Genomic DNA, 22750 nt, shown 5'->3' with positions numbered 1-22750 from the left:
AGCCATGGCGATCAAACAACTGATAAAACGCACCAGTGGCTGGCTCTATCTCAACTCGCCCGTGGGACGAAACCAGTTGCACGGCGCCGGGGTGATCCTGATGTTGCACCGGGTGCTGTCCAATGACCGGGCCGCCGACCTGCCGCATCGCAACGAACTGTGCGTCGGCCCGAAAGCCTTCGAGCATTTGCTGGTGTGGCTGCGCCGGCATTTCGACTGCGTGCCGCTCATGGAAATCCTCCAGCCCAACGCCTTACGCCGCGAGCGCCCTCAAGTGGCGCTGACCTTCGATGACGGCTGGCGCGACAACGCGGCCAACGCCTTCCCGCTGCTGCAGAAGCATCAGGTGCCGGCGAGCATTTTTCTCTCCACGGATTTCATCGGCAGCCGCCAGCGCTTCTGGTGGGAAAGCATCGGTGAAACACTGTGGGGCAGCCACGGTGAAAAACCGCGCATGCACCTGATCGACTGCCTGCAGGCGCTCCACCATCCATTGCCGGTGCTGATGGACGACATTGATGTGGATCGTCGCAGCCTGACGTTGCTGCACTATCTGCAAGGCTTGAAGAGCACCGACCCTTCGATCCTCGAACGCCTGACCAACGAATGCCCGCCAGAGTCACTGCCCCAAGCGCTGGACTGGCATCAGGTGCGGGCGATGGAGGCTTCGGGTCTGGTGCGTTTCGGTCCTCACGGTGCCAGCCACGCGATCCTGACCCAACTCGACGATGTGCGCCTGAGCGAAGAAATCAGCCGCAGCCGCGACGCCCTGAACAATGGCTGCAACCGGCCATTGCCGGTGTACTGCTACCCCAACGGCGACAACGACGCGCGAGTCCGCGAACAGATTGCCGGCCACGATTATCCGTTCGCCCTCGGCACCGGCACCGGCATCTATCGCGGCGCCGGTGATCCGCTGAACCTGCCGCGCTTCGGCGTCAGTCAACGCACGGCGCGCAACCCCGAGCTGCTGTCGTGGCGGATCTTTCGCGGGGCGCGACCATGAGTCGAAGCAGTTACCTCAAGCACCTGGCGCTGAGCATGGGCACCAAACTGGCGATGATCGCCCTGCGCCTGCTGAGGAACGTGTTGCTGGCGCGGATCCTCGGCCCCAGCGAGCGCGGCTTGTTTGCCCTGCTCAGCACCCTGCCCGACCTGATCAGCGCGGCCACCAGCGGCGGCTTGAACTCCGCCGTCGGCTATCAGGCTGCCAAGCAGCGGCCGATGGGCCTGCTGCTGGCCCAGGTGCTGGTCTTCGGTTGCTTGCTGGCCGGGTTGTTGACCTTGCTGGTGGTGGCGCTGGTGCGCGAGTTCGGCAGTGAACTGGACGTGACCGTGCAACTGGGCCTGCTGGCGTGGTTGTTGCTGCTGGCGGTGCCGTTGACCGTGCTCAAGAGCGGCCTGCTGACGTTGCACAATGCATCCGGCGGCGTGGTCGCCTTCAATGCCTTGCGCCTGGTGGAATCCCTGGCGCCGCTGCTGTTGTTTCTCGCGCTGTTCTGGATGTGGAAAGAAGCGGCACTGGAAGCGGCGCTGATCAGCTGGCTGGCGGGAATCAGTCTGGTGGTGCTGGCCGGTTGGGTCTGGCTCAAGCGCGCGCAGCCGTTGCAGCTGCAATGGGACCGCGCCAGCCAGAACGAACTGCTGCGCTACAGCGCCCGCAGCCATCCGGATCTGTTGTTCCAGCAAGTCATTCTGCGCTCCGATTACCTGTTCATCGGCGCCCTGCTCGGCAGTACCGCGCTCGGACATTACGCCATGGCCAGCGCCGCCGCCGAACTGCTGTTGATCGTCCCGGAAGCCGTGACCACGCCGCTGATGAAACGCCTGCTGCAACAGGACGAAGGCATGGACAAGGTCACCCCGCTGGCCCTGCGCCTGACCGCCACGGTGATGCTCGGCGCCTGCCTGACCATGGCGGTGATCGGCGAATGGCTGATCGTCACGCTGTTCGGCGCGGCCTATCAACCGGCGTATCCGGCGCTGCTGGCGTTGCTGCCGGGTCTGTTGGGCCTGTGCTACGCGAGCATTCTGCGGCTGGACCTGCTGGGCAAGAATCGCCCCGGCACCGTATCGCTGCTGATGGGCCTTGGCGCCCTGCTCAACCTGGCGCTGAACGTGGTGCTGATCCCGGCTTACGGGATTGTCGGCGCCGCAGCGGCGTCGTCGATTGCCTATCTGGCGGTGACCGTGGCGATGCTGGTGTTGTATTGCCGGTTGAGCGGCGTGCCGTTCTGGCAAACCCTGATCATTCTGCCCGCCGATATCGCGCCGATGTGGCTGATGTTGCAACGCAGGAAAGCCGCATGAAAAGCCTGGCCCTGCTGCTCGGTCTCGGCCTGTCACTGGACGCCTTCGCGGCGTCGATGCGCTGGGGCGACATCCGTGACGGCAGCCTGTACCTGCAAGCGGATCGCCCCGACACCGTGACCGTGCGCTGGGCGCCGGCGTGGCAGGCGGACGCCAACGAAGAGCACCTGTACCTGCTCGACGGCCAGGGCAAATTGCAGGGCGAACGCTTCATCAAGGCCAGCGAAACCCGTGGCAGCCAGAGCTGGCCGTTGACGCCGGGCGCGGCGAGTTATCAGCTGGAAATCCCCGGCTACAGCTTTCGCAATTACCGGGTTGAGCACGACGAAAATACGGTCGCACTGTTCGCCCCGGCCAAGGTGCATTTCAGCGCTGAGACCCGTGACGGCGATGAGTTGTATTTCAGGATTGCACCGGGTGAACACGCGGTGCTCGCAGGCAAGTTCCACGGTGGCGTCAGCGCCCTGCAAGCGCAGCGGGTCGGCGACGGTCAACAGCTGTCACTGGCGCTGAAGCCTTATCGCGCCTATTGGCAATTCGATCAGGTCGCGCTGCCGGTCAGCGACCGTGAACAGGTCTGGCGCCTGCGTCTGCAAGGCAGCGGCAAAGCGGCGTTCTGGCTCGACGGCACGGCCAATCTGTTCGCGCAGAACCCGCAGCAGCTCAAACCGCTGCGCGAAGACGATGGCCAGATCCGCCTGACCCTGCACGACAAAATCCTCGGTCGCACGCCGGACCTGGGCATCGCCCTGCCCTATGTGATGCCGCCGCCCGCCAGCCATGCCGCCCTCGATGCGCTGAAACCGACGGCCGCCAGTTACTACAGCTTCGTCGATGTGACGGCGAAGAAGCCGCAGTTCGAAGATGCGTTTCGCCAGGTCTATCAGGACCGTTTCGGCATTCGTCAGGACATCACCCTGCTTGCCGGCAGCCAGCGTCAGGCTGACTTGCGCGCCGACGTGCAAAGCAACGGCGGTCTCGACGCGTGGCTGGCGAGCACTAGGCTGCTTGGCGGCAAAGGCACGCACTACATCGGCTTTGCCGACGAGCCCAATCTCAACTATTCGAGCTACGAGCAATACCGCTCGATCTTCACCAGCATGGCCCGCCAGGTGCGCAGCGATCCGGCCAATGCCCGGGCTGGCGTGCGCATCGCGATGCCGGCCAGTTCGCGGCTAGTCAACGGCCCGTTCGCCGACAACGCCGCGAACAAACGCGGCATCGACTGGGCCCGGCGCCTGCTGGGCGAATCCGCCGATCAGGTCGATGCACTGGCCTGGCACGAATGGATGATCCGCGACCTGCTCGCCACCCGCGTGTACCGCGACAGCGTGCGCCGCGCCGCCGATCTGGTGGGCCTCGACGCCAAGGGTCAGCCACGCAAGGCCTTGCTGCTGGATCAGACCAATCTCTCCAGTGGCTCAAGCCTGAGCCCCTACGATCAGGAAACCCATTACACCTCGCTGTGGTGGGCCTCGGTGGTGATCAACGCCTCCCAGGACGGCTTGCTGACCATGCTCAACTGGTTCCAGGCCGCCGATGAGCCGGAATATCCGAAAGGCATGTTGCGCGTCTCGGCGGATGAACAACACTTCGAACTCAAACCCGTGGGCCTGGCCCAGCAGTTCATCCAGCAACACTGGCTGCACAAGGTGCTGTGGCTGGAAAACGATGCCTTCGAAGTCGATGTGCTGGCCATGGCCGGCGACGATCAGCGCGGCCTGCTGGGTGTGAACAAGGGCACGCGGTTGCAGCGTGTCGATCTGGCGGGCGCCAAGTGCCCGTTGAACAACGGCGCCCTGCGCTACTTCGGCGCCGACAACCGCAGCCGCGACGCGCCCTTCCATTGCCAGGACGGGCGCGTGCGCTTCGAGCTGCCGGGGCAGACCCTGTTTTCCCTGAGCTGGCGCACTTGATGAACCGCCCGTTGATGTCCTGCCGCGCAGGCCACTTGCCGCGCGATGCCACGTCATCAGGAGTAACGACCATGAACGTTGTGACAAAAATCAGCGAACACATCAAACAAAAAGGCCTGCGTGCGACGCTGGCCAAGGTGTGGAAACACTACGTCTTTTCCCATCAGGAACTGCTGTGGATGGAGCGCGACCTCGTCAGCCCGGTGCCGCCCCACAGCCTCAAACCGTATCCGCCGCTGCGGGTGGTGAAGATCACGCCGGACAACGCCAGCGCCTTCGCCCGCTACTTCGGTGACCGCGTCGGCACCATGGCCGAACTGGCCAACGAAGGTCACACCGGGCACATGCACCTCGACGATCACGGCGATGCAGTGGCCTTCATCTGGGGCAGCGCCCGGGACTATTTCGACCGTCACTATTACGGCTGCATGTTCCCGGTAAAACCCGGCGAGTTCTTCGAATTCGGTGGTGAGCTGACCCGTTCCTATTGGGGCACCGAACTGTCGGTGGACCTGCAACTGGAGCTGTGGAAAGCCATGGCCGCCCAGGGCTGCGACAAGGTCGTGGACGTCTGCGAGTTCCACAACATCCCGGCGCTCAAGCTGCACCTGCGCATGGGTTACACCGAACAGGGCCGGATCATGAACGTGTACACCCTGTTCGCCCGCTGGCGTTTCTACCGCGAAACCCGCTACAGCGGTTCGCGTCTGGATGCGTTGCGCAAACCGTCCCGTCCCTCCGTCACAGCAACGGCGACCTGAGCCTATGGCGCGATTCGAATGGCGCACCTCGTTGTGCGCCCCTGACTTCCCGGCAGCGGCCTATGAAGCGCTGCGCCTGCGGGTGACGGACCACACGCCGTTCAACAGCCTCGGCTGGTTGATCGCGGCAGAGCAGACACTCGACACGAACGAGCATCTGCACATTCTGCTGGGCTGGGAAGCGGACGAATTGCGCCTGTGCCTGCCGCTGGTGGCCGGTCGTGAACGCTTTGGCGGGCTACCGTTTGCCGTGGTGCATCACCTTGGCTATCCGCTGGCGGATCGTCTGGCATTGCTGTCTGTGCTGACGGCCGACGACATGCGCCAGGCGCTGCTGCTGATCCGCCAGCGCATCCCTCACGCCTTGCTGCAACTCAACGAACTGTCGGAGCCGGCGGGCGAGGAAAGTGTCCTCACGCAATGGATGGCCCGCAGTTCCAACGCCGAACGACGCCTGAGCTGTCGGGTGCCGGTGCACCTGATCAGCGATGCCGATCATCAGGAAGTCTCCGGCGACCCGCGCTACAAGCTGCGCCGCGCGCGCAAACGGATTGCCGCGTGTGGCGCGGTGGTGCGGCGAATCACGCCCGATGCCCTGACCATGGGCCCGCTGTTGCAAGCCATCCGCGAAGTCGAAGCGGTGAGCTGGAAAGGCGACGAAGGCGTCGGCATCTTCGCCACCGAACGCAGCCGCCACTGCATCGAAAACGCTTTCACTGCCCTCGCCGCCCAGGGTCTGGTGCGGGTGGTCACGCTGGAGCTGGACGGCCGTTGCATCAGCTACCGGCTCGGGCTGCTCGAACAGGGCCGGCTTTACGATTACAACCTCGCCTTCCTGCCGCAATACGCCGACCTGGGCAGCGGCCGGGTGTTGCTGGAGGAATGGATACGCTGGGGGCTGGACGATCATTGGCGCTGGATCGACGCCTCGCGGGTCAGCCTGGAAAACTCCAGCCATCAACTGCACGAACGCATGACCGGACAACTGGAGCACTGGCGCTGGAGTTTCTATTCCTGGCGGCCGAGCGGTGTTTTGCTGGGGCTGGGATTACGCCTCTGGCAGCGGCTAAAACCGAAACTGCAGCAGTGGCGCGCACGGCAGGCAACGACCAAACCGGCGGCCCTCGTAAAACCGGTAACCCATCCCACCACGGAGGGCGAACATGCCTCGCCAAGTCATAGTCAACGCTGACGATTTCGGCCTGAGCCCGAACGAAAACGCGGTGATCTTCAGCGCGTTCCAGGCCGGGGTCATCAGTTCCGCCACGGCCATGGCCAACATGCCGGCCTTCGAAGCGGCCTGCGCGATGGCCCGCCATCACTTGCTGGAAGGTCGGGTCGGCCTGCACTTCAACCTGACGTATGGCCGGCCATTGAGCCAAGGGATTCTCGCCCGCCCCACCTTCTGCGACAGCCACGGGGTGTTCGATCTCAGCCTGGCGCGGCACAGCCTGTGGCTGGGTCGTGAAGATCGTGAAGCGGTGCAGGAAGAATTGCAGGCTCAGTGGCAACGTTGCGTGGATCACGGCGTGCGCCCGAGCCATATCGATTCACATCAGCACGTGCACAACGTCTGGCCGATCGGCGAGATCGTCGCGCGCTTCGCCGCCCACCAGGGCGTACCGGTGCGACTGGCGCGCAACCTGGGACAGAACCTCAGCCTGCCGAAGCGCCTGTTCAAGGGTTTGCTCAACCGTCGTCTGCAAGGCCTGGCCGGTGCGACGGCGGACTATGTCTGCACCCCGGTGGACCTGCGCAACGAGCCTGCGCCGACCGACGGTGTGCTGGAAATCGTCGCCCATCCGAATCAGCTCGGGGCCGATTTCGGTGATGCCTATCTACAACCCGGAGAGTCCCTGAGTCGCGTGCTAGAGCGCCGGCTTCCGGGGGTTCCACGGATTTCCTACGCCGACTTGAACAAGGATTTTCTGCGCGGTGCCGCGGCACTCGACTGAGTTACACAACTGGCAACACTTTCGAAGATGGCACTTTGAAATGTACTTGCCAGCTTGATCTATACCCACAAAAGCCAACTACAAAAACACCCGGGCTTCGGCCACGGAGGGCATCATGAGCGTCATCGAAAAGCTGCGCGAACGCATCAAGCAAAAAGGCCTGGGCCGCACGTTTTCCACCTTGTGGAAGCGCTACGTGTTCTTCCATTGGGAACTGCTGTGGATGGAGCGCGACCTGATCAGCCCGGTGCCGCCGCACAAGCTGCGCCCTTACGAAGGCCTGCGCAAAGTCGACATCACGCCACAGAATGCCGGCGCGTTCGGCAAGCATTTCGGTGACCGTGTGCAGACCATGGCCGAACTCGCCAGCGAAGGCCACACCGGGCATATGTACCTGGACGCCGACGGCCACGCCGTGGCCTTCATCTGGGGCAGCACCCGGGACTATCACGACCGTCACTATTACGGTTGCAACTTCCCGGTCCAGCCTGGCGAGTTCTTCGAATTCGGCGGCGAAATGACCCGCGCCTACTTCGGCAGCAGCCTGTCGGTGGACGTACAAGTCACCCTCTGGCAAGCCATGGCCGCCCAGGGTTGCCACAAGGTGGTGGACGTCTGCGAAACCCACAACATCCCGGCGCTGAAGCTGCACATTCGTATGGGTTATCACGAACAGGGCCGCGTCACCCACGTCTATGGGTTGTTTGGAAAGTGGCGGTTCTTCCGCGAGACGCGCTATGAAGGCTCGAGACTGGAACCGCTGCGCAAACCGGGGCGGCCGGTGGTGACGGCGGCTGCGCAGGCTTGATCCGTTCATTGAATCTGCGGCGTTAATGGACGCTGCAGATTCTTCCTACTCTCGTATAAGAAACAGCGCCATTCAGTTTCGGCTCCCACTGACTGCTTTCCGCCATGTGAATGAATACATTCGGGCAGAAACACAGGGACAGACCGATGAATCAAAACACATCCGATTTTGATATGAAGGCATTGCTGATTGATTTGAATGCTATCCGTGAATACCTCTCTCAGGTACTGGCAGAGGGTGACGACGAAGAGTTACTTCGAGCAATCGGATATGTGACCGAAGCCCGTATCCGACTTGCCCCAAAAGAGAGAGCGGCTTTCAACACACCCTTCTGTACCTGCCTCAGTTTTTCACCCCCACCCACGTAAAACACATCGGCATCTGCGCCTCGCGGTTCAGGTACTGGTCATAGGCCTCTTCCCGGTTCGAATGCGGGTATTCCTTGAAGTGCGCGATGTTCAGCCCGGCGTCGAGGGCGGCGGTGAAGATGGCGCCGAGGTTGTGCACGAACCAGTACGACGGTGCGACCTGTTGCTCGATCTTGCCGACGTAGACGATCGGTTCCTGCTGCACGAACGGCTCTTGGCGAAAGTACGAGGTCGCCAGGCGAAACGGATCTTCGGCGTCGGGATCGACCATTTCCAGGAACGGGTGGGTCTCGTAGATCACCAGTTGCCCGCCCGGTTTCAGGGTCGAGGCGACGTGGCGGAAGAATTCGCCGATGTCGGGCATCCAGTTGAGGACACCGATGGTGATCAGCGCCACGTCGAAGCGATTGCGCAGTGATTCGGGCAGGTGATGAATATCGGCTTCGATGAATTCGGCCTGGTGCGGCGAACGGCCGTTCAGCACACGGGCCTGTTCAAGAAACGCCGCCGACTGATCGACCCCGACGACACTTCGCGCACCCAGCGCAAACAGCGAGAGGCTCTCGCGGCCGTTGTTGCAGCACAGTTGCACGACGTCTTTTCCATCGACGCCAACCTGTTTCAGCAACCCGCTCAGGGTTTCGTCGAGGCAGGAAAAACCGGCCTGGGTGACCTCGCTCAGCAAGGCTTTCCACTCGGCCGATTCCTGATGGTGACGGGCTGAATCGTTCCACGCCTGACGATTGCTTTCGATGGCGTTCTTGTTGTTTGGCACTTCCATGGCGCACTCCGCACGATGCTCTTGATTGAGCGGCCCGAGTCTAGTTGAGCGCGATGTTCCAGGTTGTTGCGAACTTGTAAGCCAACGGGCGGCTATAGTTAATAGCCTTGGGGAAAACCGCTTCCACAGGTGCCGCCATGCAAACGTTAAATCGGCTGCTGTTTTGCGTCTGTCTACTCGCCGCCGCTCAGGCACAAGCCCTCGACAGCAACTTCAATTACTACGGGGCCGACCAGCCCTTTGCCCACCCTGCTCCGCCGTCGCTGAATGCGCAGCCGCCGCGAGCGTTCGATGACACGCCGCCGCAGGATTTCATCGTCATCCCGGATCGCCACGTGTTCCATGACTCACAGCTGCCGACCGTGGCCGATGCGACGGTGCGGGTGTTTATCCGCACCTACGATGCCGAGCGCGGCATCTACGTCAATGACGAGGTGCTGGACCCGACGTGCCTGCTGGAGTGCCTGAGCCCGCCGAATCCACGGAGTAACGCGGTCTACCACTGACGCTTGTCCGGGCGTGCCAGGCCGAGCTTTTCGATGCGGTAACGCAGCATGTCGCGGCTCAGGCCCAGCAAGCGGGCGGACTTGGTGACATTCCAGTCGGTCTTGTCGAGCATCTTGCGCACCATGTCGCGCTCGACCTCCGGCAGGTTCATCGACTCGGTGTTGCTCGCCGGGCGCGGTTCGAAGTGCGGCACCTCGTGATGTTGATGCAGCGACGGCTCGTCCACGAGGCTCATGCACACGTTCAACTGGTGCGCGGCGATGGTGTCGCTCGGCGCCAGCAGCACGGTCTGTTCGAGCATGTTGCGCAGTTCGCGCACGTTGCCCGGCCAGGTGTAATTGAGCAGCAACTCTTCGGCTTGCTGGCTGAAATGCAGGTTGGGCTTGCCGTAGCGCTTGCCGTGGCTGGCGAGAAAATGCCGGGCCAGCAGCAGCGCGTCGTCGCCCCGGGCATACAGGCGCGGCACCTTGATCGAGATGATCCGCAGGCGGAAGAACAGGTCACGGCGGAACTTGCCCTGCTGGACCATTTGTTCGAGGTTGCAGTTGGTGGCGCTGATCACCCGAAGATTGACCTTGCGCTCCTTCACCGAGCCGACCCGGCGAATGGTGCGGTCCTCCAGCAGCTTGAGCAGTTTGGCCTGCAGCACCAGGTCCATCTCGCCGATTTCATCGAGGAACAGCGTGCCGCCGTCCGCCGCTTCCACCAGACCGACCCGGCGATCCTTGGCATCGGTGAACGCACCTTTCTCATGGCCGAACAGCTCCGATTCCACCAGGTTGGCGGGGATCGACGCGCAGTTGAATTCAATGAACGGGCCTTTGCTGCGTACGCCATCGAAATGCAGCGCACGGGCCACCAGTTCCTTGCCGGTGCCGGTCTCGCCTTCCACCAGCACCGGCGGCAGGTCACCACCGGTCATGCGCCGCTCGGCTTCGAGCAACTGGCCGATGGTGTTCTTCAAATGCAGCATCGGCTCTGATTCGCCGATCAGCGCCTGCACCCCGGACTTTTGCGCCTCGCGCTCCTGATAGAACGACAGCGTGCGCTCCATCCGTTCGGTGGCCAGGGCCTTGTCCAGCAGCAGTTTGAGCTCCGGCAGCGCGACCGGTTTGGTGACGTAATGAAAGGCGCCCTCCTTCATTGCGACCACCGCGTCTTCGACGTTGCCGTAACCGGTCATCATGATCACTTTCAGATCCGGCGCGCTGATGCGCAGCTTCTGGATCAGGTCGTGGCCGCTCATGCCCGGCAGCGAGTTGTCGGTCAGCACGATGTCCGGCATAAAGTTTTCCAGTTGCCCCAGCGCGTCTTCAGCCGAATGGCAAACCGTCACCTCGAAGTCTTTGCGCTCCAGGTAGGTCTGAATATTGTCGGCCAACAGTTCGTCATCCTCGACCAGCAGAATGCTGTGTTCCATATTCCCCTCCCGATGCCACTTTAAAGTTGAGACTGACGCGGGTTCCTTCCTGCTCGCGGCTGGTCAGCACGACCGAGCCCTGAAAGCGCTCCATGATTCTTTTGACCAGTGCCAGGCCAACCCCGAGGCCGCCCTGCTTGGTGGTGAAAAACGGTTTGAACACCAGTTGTTGCTGCTGCGCGTTCATGCCTTTGCCGGTGTCACCCACCGTCATGCAGACCTGGCCGGCGTGGGGTGCATCAATCTCGACGCTCAGCACGCCGCCCTTGGGCATGGCCTCCAGGGCGTTGGCAAACAGGCTATTGAGAATCTGCGTCAGCAGTACTTTGTGACTGACCACCGGCGGGCAATCCTGCAGGTTGAGTCGCACTTCGACACCATTGCGCCGGATCAGCGCCTCGAACGCGCCGAGGGAATCTTCCACGGCGGCGCGCAGTTCCAGCGCCTCGCCGTCGTCACTCATCGGCCGCAGCGAAACCAGCAATTCCCGGACCCAGCGCGACATGCGGTCCACCTGACTGATGATGTCGCCGATGTTGCGCTGGGCGCTCTGGCTGGCCACTTCCTGAGCCAGTTCGGCACTGGAGCGAATGGTTGCCAGCGGATTGCGCAGGCTGTGGGCCACCGCCGAAGACATCTCCCCCAGCGCGACAAAGGTTTCGTTGCTGATCAGTTGCTGTTGCTGACTGTGCAGCAAAGTCGAGGCACGCCGCACGATCCAGAACAGGCCCAGGTAAATCGCCGCGCCGCCGAGGATCGTCGCCGCCCAGATCGAGGCAAATCCGCGGTCGATGCGATCCACCAGATCCGCCGGTTCCTTGTAGATCTCGACCATGGCGATGACTTTGCTTTTGTCGGCGTTGAACATCGGGATGTAGTTCTCGATGAACAGGTATTTGGGTTCGCGGGAGAGTTTCTGCTCGGGTTTCTCGTCGTCGATCTTGTGATAGCTGGAGGACACCGGCACTTTCATTTCGAACGACTCGTCCAGCTCGTCATCGTCCTCGAACTTGACGCCGATGAGTTCCGGGTTGGTCGACCAGATCACCGAGCGATCCAGGGCATAGACCGTCGCCAGCAGCACATCCGGCAGGTGTTCGACGTGATCGAGAAACTCGGCCCGGGCCGCGCCATGGGCCAGCGGATCGACGTCGGGAAAGTTTTCGTCCTGACGCGGGTCAAGCATTTCACCCATGGTGCGCAGCGGCGTGATGCCGGCATGGCGCATTTCCGCATCACCGATGGCCTGGACGAATTGCGCGGTGAGCAGCGCATCGCGCTCGACACTTTCAGTGACCACGAAGCGCGTGGAGATATAACCCAGCCCCAGCGCCACGGCGGCAATGATGAAAAAACTCGCCAGCGAGAACCAGCGCAGCAGATTGAACTGCGCGCCCCACCCCTTGAGGGCGGCCGCCGCGACGTTTGGCGCCGGTGTTTGTTGTTCTTCCAGTCGTTGCATGGGGGGTGCCCTGGCGTTTTTTGTATCGAACCGGTTACAGCCACCTCACGAGTGAGTGTAGGTGGCTATCACCGCAATACAGGACTCAAAGTCGCTATTTGGTCGCTAGCGCATACGGCTCACCGTTTCGCTGCTCGCGGCCGCACGGGTTGGCGTCAACGCCCCGTCAGCCAAGGGCTGCGTGGTCGGGTGCTGGCGCTCGGTTTCATCGCGCAGAAAGTCGATGATCGCCTGCGCTGACTGTTCGTCGAGGCGCAGGTTGGGCATCGCAATCCGCTCGTATTGTTCGAACAGTTGCAGTGCGATCGGGTCTTTTTCTGCCAGTACCCGATCCGGCTCACGAATCCAGCGGTTGAGCCAGACCGGGTCACGCTGACGGGTCACACCGATCAAGTCCGGGCCGATGTTGCGCATGCCGATGCCTTCACCGTCCTGCGGGCCGAGGCTGTGGCAGGAGGCGCAACGGGTGCGGAACAGTTCTTCGCCATTGCTCGGCGGGCGAATCTCCGGCGCATTGGCGTAACTTTGCTCGATGCTCGGCTGCTTCCAGTTCTGCAAGGTATTGGCCAGTTGATCGGCAAGGATCCACGGGTTCTCGAACGGCGAGGCTTTCATCCAGCGCCCGGTGCTCTGGTTGCCGACGATCAGGCTCAGGTTGTGGTCCTTGGTGCGGCCGTTGTCGACGCCTTCGATGAACAGTCCGAGTTTCTTGCGCAGGTCGGTGACATCTTCGAATTCGCCGGTGAGGAATTTCCAGCCGGGACCGACCTTGAAGCGTTGCGCATAGGCCTTGAGCACTTCGGGGGTGTCGCTTAAGGGATCGATGCTGATCGAGTAGAAAAAGATGTCCTGGCCGACCCGGTCCCCCAGCAGTTTCTGCACTTGGCGCAGGCGCGCGGTTTCCAGTGGGCAGGAGTCGCTGCAGGAAGTGAAGATGAAGTTGATCACCACCACTTTGTCTTTGATCAGGTCATCGAAAAAACGCACCTGCCGGCCGTCCTGATCGGTCAGCTGGGTGTTGGGGAAATAGTCGCCACCCCACGGGGTGGCGGATTCGCTGGCGCCCTCGGGCAGCGCTTGATGGGCGATGAGCACCTGACTGCCGAGCAGGCAGGTGACCAGCACCAGGATCAAGTGCATGCCCAGGGCGCGGGAGCGCGGCGTTGGCCGGGTCATGTCGGCTCCCTCCCTGCTCATTTCTTCACGGTCACTTGCGGGCCGAAGCCATCGCCAGTGCGGAAGGTCGGCAGCGCGGCGGAGTTGACGTAGCGCACGCCATCCCAGCTCGGCAGCGGTGTCGGCATCAGCTGTAGTTGCCCGGGCTTCTCGAGGTCCCAACGCAGCAGCATCGAGTTGTCCTCATGCTGGGTGTTGTGACAGTGCTCCATGTAGGTCCCGGCGAACTCGCGGAAGTTGATCGCCATTTCCACGCTGTCCAGCCCGTCGGCTTCCGAGCCGATGCGATAGACGTCCTTGCGTGCCCATTTTTCCCATTCAGGCGGGGCCTTACCGCCACGGCTGAGGATGATCCCTTCCTCGAAGTGCACGTGCACCGGATGGCTCCAGCCCTTGCCGCCGAGCTTGATGTTCCACACTTCCAGGGTGCCGAACCCGGCGGTGCCGGCATCGGTCGGGCCGCTGGCCAGTTTGGTCGAGGCGTTCAACCGGCGTGGGTCCATGTGGAAGCCGAAGCCGCCATCGGTCTTGACCGTCCACGGTGCTTCATCGGTGCCGTCGCTGCGGCCGAAGGTAAAGGTGCGGTGACGGGCGTTGGCCAGCAGTGCCTTGTCGGCGGCGTTGTCGCGGTGGATCTTCAGCGGGATCATCACCATGCCTTCAGCCTTGCCCGGTTTGGCCGGTTCGTAGGCCGCCGGGTCCATGGCCAGGTCCTGGCCGGTAAAAGGCTTGACGTTGAGCTGCAAGACCTTGCCCACCGCCGGATCGCCCTTGTCCCATTGCGGGCCTTTGCTGGTCTGCTTGATCACCGCCAGGTACTTCTCGGAGAGCACGTCGGACAGCGAGATCGTCTCTTTCGGGCCTTTGCCGTCGTCCTGGGCCTGGAGGTTGACGAAGAACAGCTTGTCACCGGGTTTGATGCCGTTTTTCGAAAAGTTGACGATGATGTCGAACCGCTCGGCGATGCCCTGGGTCGGCAGGATCGCGTTGTGGTTCTGTTTGTCACCGTCGGCATCCAGATCCATCGAGCCGTCGAACGGCACGCTGTGCTCCATGATGTTGCCGTCGTTGGCGATCATGTGGAACGGCACACGGCTGTAGGAAACGCCGGAGTTTTTCGGCCCCTGGAATTCACCGCTGGTGCCTTTGATTTCCCTTACCAGCGCGAGCTTGAAGTAGCGCGAGACCGAACCGTTGAGGATGCGGAACCGATAACTGCGGGCGCGCACGTCGAGGGTCGGTTTCCATTGCCAGTTGACCAGCACCTGATCGCCGATGAAACCATCGGTGTTGAACGGGTTGAACCACAACTGGCCTTCCTGATCCCAGGCCTTGTCGGCGAACACCAGGTTGACGTCATAGTCGCGGTTACCCCACGGCAAGGCGCTGCCGCTGGGGAAACGCAGGTTGACCCCGTCGTTGACCGATTCGTTGCCGCGATCCAGCGCGCTGTAGTAGTTCATCATCGCCGCGTTGCCCTTGTAGACGTTCTGCGCGGTGAAATCGAGCATGTGGTCGTGGAACCAGTGAGTGCTCATGGTTTCGCGCCAGTCGCCACGGATCTTGATGGTGCCGTGATCGCAGGTCTTCTTCGCAGGTTGCAGGTCGTTGACCCACAGGGTTTCCCCCGGCGCGCACGGGAATGCCGCGCGCGGATCTTCGGCCTTGGTGTTGATGCTGTCGTAACCGGCGAGCTGGATCGGCCAGCGATAGTCGTAGTACTGGCCGGGGAAGAAAAACGCGTTGGCATAGCCGTCGCTTTCCGCCGGTGCGTGGCCGTTGTGTTCGTGGGTGGTGATGGTGTGCAGGCCAAAGCCACGGTTGGCCGACGGATCGATCGGCAGGCCGTTGTAGTGACGCATCATCACCGGTTGGCCGTAGCGCACCATCAACAGTTTCGGCGGCAGCGTGCCGTCGAAGGTCCACACCGAATTGTGGTTCTGCACGGGCATCGCCGGATGGAAACGTGCATCGACACCCTTGGCGGTGCCATCCGTCGCCGGCACGCCGGCAACGTTGTGGTACAGCCCGCCGGGGCCGAACTCGCCGACGGCATAACCGTGCATCTGCCGACTGTCACGCAGGCCGCCGTTCACACGCGCACCGGTCTGCACGGTCTTGTAGGCGACTTGCGGGTAGAACTCGTTCCAGCGTTGGTGCGCCCAGCCTTTTCCCGGTGGCCGCCCTTCAGCGGACGAGCCGATATGGCGGTTGAGGAACAGCTCGATCTGCGACTGCCACGGGTTGCGGTCGACGACGTTGGAGAACTGGCTCGGGAACGGTGTCAGGCCCGGTTGGCGCAGGAACGCGTCCAGCGCGGTGCCGGGGGGAGCGCTGCGGGCGACGCTGTTCGGGTCCTGGGCCGGAGCCGGGCCGATGGCCGCAGGCGGAAAACCCAACGGCGCGGCCGGAGTGGTCGGGTCGAGTTTTTCCGGGCCGAACTCTTCGAACAGGACGATTTGCTGGGTGAACGGCTGGGCGCCAAACAGCGGGCTCGGCTTGCCGTTGGTGGGATAGTTGAAACTGGTCTGCACGGTGGGTGGCAGGATGTTTTCCGAACGGGTGGTGTTGCGCGTGCCTTTCACCCCGTCGGGCAGATCGAAGGAGTCTTCGTTGGCCTCGGGCATGGTCAGGATGGCGTTGAGGGCCGCCGGTTCATCCGCCGGCTCGTCGTAATACGCGGACGGGTCGGAGGCTTCCGGCTGGTTTTCGTCGTCGATCGGGCTCGCTCGGACCCCGGCCATGTTGCCCAGGGCCAACATCAGAAAGACGCCCAACGGCGTCAGCAGAAACAGCTTTTTGGGGTCACGCGTTGTTCTGTCCATCACCAGCCGCCTCATCTAAGGAAGGGGTGATGGTGTTTTGCAATTAGCTCGCCAAAGTATTAATCCAAGTTAAAACAATCGGTTACAGACGCTGCTGGATTCCCCACTCCCCGGTGACCGGGGCCTGACACCCGCTCCTGGGGGAAAGTTCACCCCATTTACTCGATGAGCTGAAATGCCAGACGAACGGTGGTGCCCTCGCCTTCGCGGCTGTCCAGGGTCACGCCGCCGCCGAAACGCTCCATGATCCGTTTGACCAGCACCAGCCCTACGCCGAGGCCGCCCTGCTTGGTGGTGAAGAACGGCCGGAACGCCATGCTGCGCTGTTCTTCGTTCATGCCTTTGCCGGTGTCACTGAGCATGACGCTGACGCCGCCGTTGTTTGTGGGTTCGAGGGTAATGGTCAACATGCCGCCCTTGTCCATGGCCTCCAGTGCGTTGGCCAGCAGGCTGTTGAGGATTTGCGTCAGTTGTACCGGCTGACTCAGCACCATCGGCGTCTGCTGCGGATGAAACACCACGTGCACCGCGTTTTTGGCGATCTGTTGTTCGAAGGCGACCAGACTTTCATGCAACGCCGCCACCAGGTTCACTGGCTCCGGTTCGTCGTTGAGCGGTCGCAGCGACTGCAGCAGTTCGCGCACCCACTTCGACATGCGATCGACCTGGCCGATGATGTCCTTGATGTTCTTCTGCGCCGGCCCCGCGTCGAATTCCAGGGCCAGCTCGGCGCTGGAACGGATGGTCGCCAACGGGTTGCGCAGGCTGTGCGCCACCGCCGAGGACATCTCGCCCAGTGCGACAAAGGTTTCGTTGGCGATCAGTTGTTTTTGTTGCACGGCCAGCAGGATCGCCGCCCGTCGCACAATCCAGTACAGGCCCAGATAAATCAGCCCGCCGCCCAGCGCGGTGGCCAGCCATATCAGGGTCAACCCCCGTTCCATGCGGGCGATCAGGTCCTTGGGTTCCTTGTAGATCTCGACCATCGCGGTGACGTTCTTGCCGTCGGCGTCGAACAGCGGAATGTAGTTCTCGATGAAGATGTAATCCGGCGGCACCACGAACTTCTGCTCTTCACGGCCCTTGTCGACGTTGTGATAACTGGCCGACACCGGAATCTTCTCGCTGAATGCACGATCAAGGTCTTCATCGGCGTGGATGCGGGTGTTGACCAGCGCGGGGTTGGTCGACCAGATCACCAGGCGATCCGGCGCGTAAACGTTGGCGAGGATCACGTCCGGCAGATGCTCGATGTGATCGAGAAATTCGCCCCGGGCGCTTGCCCGGGCCGCCGGGTCGACGTCGGGAAAGTCCCGGTCCTGGCGCGGGTCCAGCAAGTCGCCCATGGTGCGGATATTGGGAATCGAAACGTGGCGCACCTCAGCCGAAGCGATGGCCTGAATGAACTGCGCCGTCAGCAAGGCATCACGCTGCACACTTTCTTCGATCACGAAACGCGTCGACACCGTGCCAAGCGCCACGGCTACCGTGCCGATCACCGCCATGCTGATCAACGAAAACCAGCGCAGCAGATTGAACGGCTGCTTGCGCGAGCCCAGCCGCAGGCTGCTCTCCTCGACCGGTAGCGATTTTGACTGCATGTTCATGACGGCGACTTCCCGATACGTCCCTATAGGGTTATAGCCCACGGTTGGGTGATTGCCCGGATGCGGGGAAACTACCCGCGCCACGGTCCGATGAGGTCTGTACAAACGGATCGCGGCGGGACCATAGAGGAACTTTTCGGGGAGCTCACGCACTTCACCTGTCAGATCTGACAGTTGTCAACGGGGCACGATGGGAGTTTGCTTCCACTAGCTCATTCAAAACCGGTGCACACTCAGGTTTGGCGGTCAAACCGCCAAGTCAAGGACGATCAATATGTCAACGCCAATTGCTCCAAACCCATTCGAAGGCGTAGTAAAAAAAATCACTGACAATGAATTTCCCGGCCTCCCACCGCGACTTGTCATCGTCACTCCTGATGATGGAGGTGCGGATATCGTCTTTGGAGTGGGCCGGTGGGCCTTGCTTGCCATCAATGATCGGGTGAGTTATCAGGACTCAGACAGACTTTATGCAACCCTGAAGAAAATCTAGCCCCCACAGTCCCCAACCCTGGGGACTGTGACCCTGTCCCCTTTCCGCCGGACAACGCCCTCTCCCTCGGCCAGCCCTTGTGTCACGGCACTTTCCCGCCCGTTGCCCGGCCGTTGGTATGGAAGTTGTAAAGCCCCTCTGCAACTGACCCACCCCCAAGGGGCAGGCACTTCGATAGAGGGATTAACTCATGCACCCTTTACTGTCCAAAACCGCGACCGTCCTGGTCGTGAGCGCCCTGGCCCAGGGCATTGCCCAGGCCGCTCTGTTCGCCGTCGATCCCGGACCCTATGCCCCGGCGACCGGCGGATTTGCCAGCTGGTATCAGGACACCCACGGACGCACCCTGGACCTGTGCCTGTCCAAAGCGCTCAGTTCCCGCGTACCGAGCACACCCGGCGCGCCTTCGTACATGTGCTCGCTGATCCCTGCGCCGGGAATTTTCGATGACACCCAACCGATCGTCTTCCCGGGCAACTTTCCCGACGAAGCGTTCTGGTTCACCGCCGACGGCACCGTGGTCGATGCGGCCCGGGGCATCAACCTGTCTTACGGCTCGGCCGTGGAAGCGGCGTTCAGTGGCGGCGATCCGGTGGAAGGCGACCAGATCAGCTTCGCGCGCATCCGCATCCGGGTCGATGTGCCCACCGCCGGCACCTACGTGATCACTCACCCCTACGGCGTCGAAGTGTTCAACGTGGACACCCCCGGTCGTCGCGCGATCAACATGACCCGCGACATCGGCATCGGCAGCCCGAAAACCTACGACGGCGCGCTCAAGGGTGACGTCGGGCCGTTCCTGCGCAGCGTCAACGGGCCCTACACCGAAACCAATCCGGTGAGCGGCGGCGCCGAACAGTTCGTCGGCGACCCCAACCTCGAAGAGGCTGTGACCGGCAGCCCGTTCAACACCAACTTCCTGCGCATCGAAGGCCCCGGCGGGATCGATCTGCGCACCACGGTGTTTGCGGTCTCCGGCAAGTTGTCGACGGTGGTCCGGCCGACGCCGCTGATTCCGCAGCGCAGCACCTATTCGCGCAAGCCTGGCACCAGCGCGCCTGTGGCCCAGCAAGACGTGTTCGTGCTGGCGCCGCCCGCCCCGGCCACCGTGGCGGTCACCAGCAGCACGCCGGTGCTCAACCTCACGGAGGCCGACAGCACCGGCAGCTGGTACGCGCAATCACCAATCAACCCGACCTTGCCGACCACCCTGCAAGTGACCGCCGACAACCACCTGGCCATTGCCAGCAGCACCCCGACCACCCTGGCTATGCCCCTGACCGACCTGGTGGTGATCCAGCGCGCCGAGTACAGCCTGAGTTCCGGGCAACTGACCGTGGTGGCCTCGACCAGTGACGAAACCTCGCCACCGGTGCTCACCGCCACCTCCGGCACCGGCGCCGCCATTGGAGCCCTCGGCGGTGACGGCGCAGTGAAAACCCTGGCCACCGGGATCTCGCCGATTCCGCCGGCCAGGGTCCGGGTGACGTCGTCCAACGGCGGCAGCGATACCGAAGAAGTGGTCATCGTGCAATGAACGCTCACATGCCCAGATCCGCATCAGGAGGCATCATGAACAAGTGGCCACGCTTCGCGCTCAACGCGCTCGGGCTGACAATCTCGCTGACCGGCAGTGCGTTCGCGCAACTGGCCGCCGTCGATCCCGGCCCTTATACCTACGCCACCGGGAAATTCCCGATCTGGTATCAGGACAACAACCTGCTGTCGATGGAGCTGTGCCAGTCGCGGGCCACCAGCTCCCGCGTCGCGGCAGCCACACCGCCGGCGTACATGTGCACCCTGCTGCCGGAACCGGGAGTTTTCGACGACACACTGCCGATGGTCTTCCCCGACAACTGGCCGCCGGAAGCCTTCTGGTTTCTCGCCGAGACCAACATTGCCAACAACGGTGCCGGTTATGGCATGGACGCTTACGTCGCCGGGATCGAAGCGGCATTTGCCTCGGGCAATCCGGTGGATGGCCAGCAGCAAAGCTTTGCGCGGATCCGCATCCGGGTGAACGTGCCTGTCGCCGGCACCTACACCATCACCCACCCGTTCGGTGTGGAGACCGTCAACGTCACCACACCGGGCCGGCGGGCGATCAACATCACCAAGGACGTCGGCATCGGCGCACCGGGCAATTTCAGCGGTGCGCTCAACGGCGCCATCGGGCCGTTCCTGCGCAGCGTCAACGGGCCCTACACCGAGGTGAACCCGGACACCGGCAACATCGAAACCTTCGTCGGTGACCCGAACCTCACCGAAGCGGTGACCGGCAGCCCGTTCAACACCAACTTCGTGCGGATCGTCGGCCCCTCGGCTGCCGGTACGATTCAGACCAACCTGTTCACCGTCGCCGGCAAGGTCCTCGACAACCGTCAGCAGACCCACGTGGAAATCGACCGTGCCACCTACCGCCGCACGTCGGCCGGTGTGCGTGCCGAAGTGTTCGCCAAGGCCGACAACAGCTCGACGCTGTGCTTCCGCGAAAGCCTGGCGCTGCTGCCCGGTCCACCGCCGACGCCTTGCCAGACCAGCCTGCTGAGCGACAACAACGGCTTGTTTTTCGGCCAGCGCCTGGGCAACGGAACGCTGCCATCAGTGGTGGTCGTGACTGCCACCAACCCCGCCGGTACGACGCGTCCGACCGCCGTGTCGAGCAAGCTCACCGACGTGGTGAAAATCCAGACCGCCCGCTACAGCTGGGCCAATCACAGCCTGCTGATCGAAGCCACATCGACCGATGAAGTCGCCGTGCCGGACATGGTCGCCCAAGGCTACGGACGCCTGTCGAAGACCGGCACCCTGCAAAAAATCACCGTCGCCGACCTGACCCAGCCACCGGCTACCGTCACGGTCAAATCCGCCGCTGGCGGCAGCGACACCGAGCCGGTCGTGGTCGTCGGCAACGCACCGGACACTGGAGAAAACCAGGCGCCGCTGTCCGTCGCCGACACCGGCAGCACCAGCTTCGGTGTGCCAATCACTCTCAACGTCCTGACCAACGACAACGACCCGGACGGCAACGTACCGCTGACCATCACCGCGCTGACTCAACCGCCGGCCGGCCAGGGCACCGTTGCCCTGAACGGCACCACGTCGGTGGTCTATACCCCGCCAGCCGTAGTCAACGCACCGCTGACCACGACCTTCACCTACAAGGCCCAGGACAGCAAAGGCCTGGCCTCGGTGAACCCGGCCACAGTGACCATCAGCGTCGCGCCGAACCGGCCACCGACCGCCGTCGCCGACAGCGTCGCAACGCTGGGCGTGGCGATCCCGATCAACGTCCTGGCCAACGACACCGATCCGGAAGGCAACGTGCCGCTGGGCGTCGCCAGCCTGACCCAGCCGCCGGCAGGACGTGGCACGGTCAGCACCGACGGCACGGTGATCACCTACACCCCACCAGCCACCGTGACCACCGCGTTCACCACGACCTTCACCTACATCGCCCGGGACAGCTTCGGCGCCCTGTCGACGCCGGCCACGGTCACCGTGCAAGTGTCGCCACGACCAGCAGCGGAAACCTTCACGATCACCACCTCGACCGTGCAGGCCCGCTCCGGCAACCGCTTCAACTGGGACTTCGCCGGCACCTCCTCGGTGACCACCGGCAACACCATCACCGTGCAGGTCACCACCCCGACCGGGTTGGTCACTCTCGGCACGACGACGGTGCCGGTCACCGGACGCTGGCGGTTGACGTTGAACAACACGACGGTGGTGCCATCGGCTAACCCGACCGCCACCATCCGCTCGTCCCAGGGCACCGTGCGCACCATCTCGGTGACCACCCTCTGAGCCCACGCCCCACCTGTTTTCGGGCAGGTGGGGCAACGTTCAACGGTTAATGCCCGACAGGATTTTCGCCATGAACACGCCGACCGCCGCCCTGCTTTGCCTGCTCGCCCTGTGCGCCAGTGCGGGCGTGCGCGCCGACGACCTGATGGACAACGACGACCTGGCGCCCTCCGCCGACCTTGGCGAACTGCCGCCCCCAGTGGGCCAGCGAGCCCTGATCGACCAGAACGGCCAGGCCAACCTTGCCCTGCTCTCACAGAACGGTCAGTCGCTGCTTGGAAAGATCGTGCAATCGGGCAGCAATCAGGAAGCGTACATCCTGCAACAAGGCAGCGACCTGATGGCCTTGATCACGCAAAACGGTTCCGGCAACGCCGCATCCATCACCCAGAACGGCAGCCACAACCGCGCGCAGATTTCGCAAAACGGCAACAACAACGACGCCAGCATCGAGCAGGCCGGCACGGGGCTGCAAAGCGCCGTGACCCAGTCGGGCAACGGCATGAGCGTTTCGGTCAAGCAATACCGCTAAGCACTGCAATCATCGGAGAGTT

General features: G+C 62.8%; 18 protein-coding genes and 1 pseudogene. 13 read left to right on the top strand and 6 right to left on the bottom strand.

Annotated features, from left to right (window positions below):
* The first annotated feature begins 4 nt into the window (after nucleotides 1-4).
* The 8 genes and pseudogenes from CAG02_RS26480 to CAG02_RS30330 all read left to right on the top strand — a co-directional run.
* Nucleotides 5-1006, top strand: coding sequence for a polysaccharide deacetylase family protein (locus tag CAG02_RS26480; RefSeq protein ID WP_085712103.1), 1002 nt, complete (start codon nucleotides 5-7; stop codon nucleotides 1004-1006).
* On the top strand, nucleotides 1003-2310 hold the full coding sequence (locus CAG02_RS26475; protein ID WP_085712102.1) for a lipopolysaccharide biosynthesis protein: 1308 nt from the start codon (nucleotides 1003-1005) through the stop codon (nucleotides 2308-2310). Before CAG02_RS26480 ends, CAG02_RS26475 begins: the two co-directional genes overlap by 4 nt.
* Nucleotides 2307-4226, top strand: coding sequence for a hypothetical protein (locus CAG02_RS26470; RefSeq protein WP_085712101.1), 1920 nt, complete (start codon nucleotides 2307-2309; stop codon nucleotides 4224-4226). The genes CAG02_RS26475 and CAG02_RS26470 overlap by 4 nt, the downstream gene beginning before the upstream one ends.
* A 71-nt stretch (nucleotides 4227-4297) precedes the next feature.
* Nucleotides 4298-4987: an N-acetyltransferase gene (locus tag CAG02_RS26465; protein ID WP_085712100.1), complete on the top strand. Its 690-nt coding sequence runs from the start codon at nucleotides 4298-4300 to the stop codon at nucleotides 4985-4987.
* A 4-nt stretch (nucleotides 4988-4991) separates the two neighbouring features.
* Nucleotides 4992-6179 (top strand): GNAT family N-acetyltransferase, encoded by a 1188-nt coding sequence (locus CAG02_RS26460; RefSeq protein ID WP_085712099.1) that lies wholly within the window; start codon nucleotides 4992-4994, stop codon nucleotides 6177-6179.
* Nucleotides 6151-6942, top strand: a complete 792-nt coding sequence (locus tag CAG02_RS26455; RefSeq protein ID WP_085712098.1) for a ChbG/HpnK family deacetylase — start codon at nucleotides 6151-6153, stop codon at nucleotides 6940-6942. Before CAG02_RS26460 ends, CAG02_RS26455 begins: the two co-directional genes overlap by 29 nt.
* 115 nt (nucleotides 6943-7057) lie before the next feature.
* Nucleotides 7058-7750, top strand: coding sequence for a GNAT family N-acetyltransferase (locus CAG02_RS26450; protein ID WP_085712097.1), 693 nt, complete (start codon nucleotides 7058-7060; stop codon nucleotides 7748-7750).
* A 146-nt stretch (nucleotides 7751-7896) separates the two neighbouring features.
* Nucleotides 7897-8037: pseudogene (locus CAG02_RS30330) on the top strand (DNA-binding protein); the annotation flags it as partial.
* A 55-nt stretch (nucleotides 8038-8092) separates the two neighbouring features.
* On the opposite strand, the gene CAG02_RS26440 reads toward CAG02_RS30330, so the two are convergent.
* Nucleotides 8093-8899 (bottom strand): class I SAM-dependent methyltransferase, encoded by an 807-nt coding sequence (locus tag CAG02_RS26440; protein WP_085712096.1) that lies wholly within the window; start codon nucleotides 8897-8899, stop codon nucleotides 8093-8095.
* A 137-nt stretch (nucleotides 8900-9036) separates the two neighbouring features.
* Between CAG02_RS26440 and CAG02_RS26435 the strand changes: the two genes are divergently transcribed.
* Entirely contained in the window at nucleotides 9037-9405 is a 369-nt protein-coding gene (locus tag CAG02_RS26435) for a hypothetical protein (RefSeq protein WP_085712095.1), read from the top strand.
* Here the strand turns inward: CAG02_RS26435 and CAG02_RS26430 are convergent.
* The 5 genes from CAG02_RS26430 to CAG02_RS26410 form a co-directional block, all read right to left on the bottom strand.
* A complete protein-coding gene (locus CAG02_RS26430) occupies nucleotides 9396-10826 on the bottom strand; it encodes a sigma-54 dependent transcriptional regulator (RefSeq protein ID WP_085712094.1) in 1431 nt (476 codons plus the stop codon). The two genes, CAG02_RS26435 and CAG02_RS26430, sit on opposite strands and share 10 nt — an antisense overlap.
* Nucleotides 10795-12288, bottom strand: a complete 1494-nt coding sequence (locus CAG02_RS26425; protein WP_085712093.1) for an ATP-binding protein — start codon at nucleotides 12286-12288, stop codon at nucleotides 10795-10797. Before CAG02_RS26425 ends, CAG02_RS26430 begins: the two co-directional genes overlap by 32 nt.
* Before the next feature lie 105 nt (nucleotides 12289-12393).
* The gene (locus CAG02_RS26420) at nucleotides 12394-13464 is read right to left on the bottom strand and encodes an SCO family protein (protein WP_256576973.1); all 1071 of its coding nucleotides are present in this window, start codon (nucleotides 13462-13464) and stop codon (nucleotides 12394-12396) included.
* 17 nt (nucleotides 13465-13481) lie between these two features.
* Nucleotides 13482-16289: a multicopper oxidase domain-containing protein gene (locus CAG02_RS26415; protein ID WP_085712091.1), complete on the bottom strand. Its 2808-nt coding sequence runs from the start codon at nucleotides 16287-16289 to the stop codon at nucleotides 13482-13484.
* A gap of 158 nt (nucleotides 16290-16447) precedes the next feature.
* Nucleotides 16448-17896, bottom strand: a complete 1449-nt coding sequence (locus CAG02_RS26410) for an ATP-binding protein (RefSeq protein WP_085712090.1) — start codon at nucleotides 17894-17896, stop codon at nucleotides 16448-16450.
* Between the two features lie 274 nt (nucleotides 17897-18170).
* On the opposite strand from CAG02_RS26410, the gene CAG02_RS29695 reads away from it, so the two are divergent.
* The 4 genes from CAG02_RS29695 (at nucleotide 18171) to CAG02_RS26395 (ending at nucleotide 22728) form a co-directional block, all read left to right on the top strand.
* Nucleotides 18171-18389, top strand: coding sequence for a hypothetical protein (locus tag CAG02_RS29695; RefSeq protein ID WP_139831918.1), 219 nt, complete (start codon nucleotides 18171-18173; stop codon nucleotides 18387-18389).
* 190 nt (nucleotides 18390-18579) lie between these two features.
* Nucleotides 18580-19926: a hypothetical protein gene (locus CAG02_RS26405; RefSeq protein ID WP_085712089.1), complete on the top strand. Its 1347-nt coding sequence runs from the start codon at nucleotides 18580-18582 to the stop codon at nucleotides 19924-19926.
* A 35-nt stretch (nucleotides 19927-19961) separates the two neighbouring features.
* Nucleotides 19962-22196 carry an Ig-like domain-containing protein gene (locus tag CAG02_RS26400; protein ID WP_085712088.1) on the top strand — a complete coding sequence of 745 codons (2235 nt, stop codon included), beginning with the start codon at nucleotides 19962-19964 and terminating at the stop codon, nucleotides 22194-22196.
* Between the two features lie 70 nt (nucleotides 22197-22266).
* Nucleotides 22267-22728, top strand: coding sequence for a curlin (locus CAG02_RS26395; protein ID WP_085712087.1), 462 nt, complete (start codon nucleotides 22267-22269; stop codon nucleotides 22726-22728).
* The last annotated feature ends 22 nt before the right edge of the window (nucleotides 22729-22750 follow it).

This window comes from Pseudomonas sp. R43(2017) (assembly GCF_002112345.1).
Taxonomy (GTDB): domain Bacteria; phylum Pseudomonadota; class Gammaproteobacteria; order Pseudomonadales; family Pseudomonadaceae; genus Aquipseudomonas; species Aquipseudomonas kribbensis.
Note: the sequence above shows the minus strand (reverse complement) of the source record. Positions and strands in the feature narration are given on the sequence as shown.

What these genes read in the sequence shown, in the direction of transcription:
- CAG02_RS26470 (WP_085712101.1), top strand. Translation starts at nt 2,307, where the DNA reads ATGAAAAGCCTGGCCCTGCTGCTCGGTCTCGGCCTGTCACTGGACGCC.
- CAG02_RS26410 (WP_085712090.1), bottom strand. Translation starts at nt 17,896, where the DNA reads ATGAACATGCAGTCAAAATCGCTACCGGTCGAGGAGAGCAGCCTGCGG.
- CAG02_RS26450 (WP_085712097.1), top strand. Translation starts at nt 7,058, where the DNA reads ATGAGCGTCATCGAAAAGCTGCGCGAACGCATCAAGCAAAAAGGCCTG.
- CAG02_RS26395 (WP_085712087.1), top strand. Translation starts at nt 22,267, where the DNA reads ATGAACACGCCGACCGCCGCCCTGCTTTGCCTGCTCGCCCTGTGCGCC.
- CAG02_RS26405 (WP_085712089.1), top strand. Translation starts at nt 18,580, where the DNA reads ATGCACCCTTTACTGTCCAAAACCGCGACCGTCCTGGTCGTGAGCGCC.
- CAG02_RS26420 (WP_256576973.1), bottom strand. Translation starts at nt 13,464, where the DNA reads ATGACCCGGCCAACGCCGCGCTCCCGCGCCCTGGGCATGCACTTGATC.
- CAG02_RS26475 (WP_085712102.1), top strand. Translation starts at nt 1,003, where the DNA reads ATGAGTCGAAGCAGTTACCTCAAGCACCTGGCGCTGAGCATGGGCACC.
- CAG02_RS29695 (WP_139831918.1), top strand. Translation starts at nt 18,171, where the DNA reads ATGTCAACGCCAATTGCTCCAAACCCATTCGAAGGCGTAGTAAAAAAA.
- CAG02_RS26435 (WP_085712095.1), top strand. Translation starts at nt 9,037, where the DNA reads ATGCAAACGTTAAATCGGCTGCTGTTTTGCGTCTGTCTACTCGCCGCC.
- CAG02_RS26455 (WP_085712098.1), top strand. Translation starts at nt 6,151, where the DNA reads ATGCCTCGCCAAGTCATAGTCAACGCTGACGATTTCGGCCTGAGCCCG.
- CAG02_RS26415 (WP_085712091.1), bottom strand. Translation starts at nt 16,289, where the DNA reads ATGGACAGAACAACGCGTGACCCCAAAAAGCTGTTTCTGCTGACGCCG.
- CAG02_RS26465 (WP_085712100.1), top strand. Translation starts at nt 4,298, where the DNA reads ATGAACGTTGTGACAAAAATCAGCGAACACATCAAACAAAAAGGCCTG.
- CAG02_RS26460 (WP_085712099.1), top strand. Translation starts at nt 4,992, where the DNA reads ATGGCGCGATTCGAATGGCGCACCTCGTTGTGCGCCCCTGACTTCCCG.
- CAG02_RS26440 (WP_085712096.1), bottom strand. Translation starts at nt 8,899, where the DNA reads ATGGAAGTGCCAAACAACAAGAACGCCATCGAAAGCAATCGTCAGGCG.
- CAG02_RS26425 (WP_085712093.1), bottom strand. Translation starts at nt 12,288, where the DNA reads ATGCAACGACTGGAAGAACAACAAACACCGGCGCCAAACGTCGCGGCG.
- CAG02_RS26430 (WP_085712094.1), bottom strand. Translation starts at nt 10,826, where the DNA reads ATGGAACACAGCATTCTGCTGGTCGAGGATGACGAACTGTTGGCCGAC.
- CAG02_RS26480 (WP_085712103.1), top strand. Translation starts at nt 5, where the DNA reads ATGGCGATCAAACAACTGATAAAACGCACCAGTGGCTGGCTCTATCTC.
- CAG02_RS26400 (WP_085712088.1), top strand. Translation starts at nt 19,962, where the DNA reads ATGAACAAGTGGCCACGCTTCGCGCTCAACGCGCTCGGGCTGACAATC.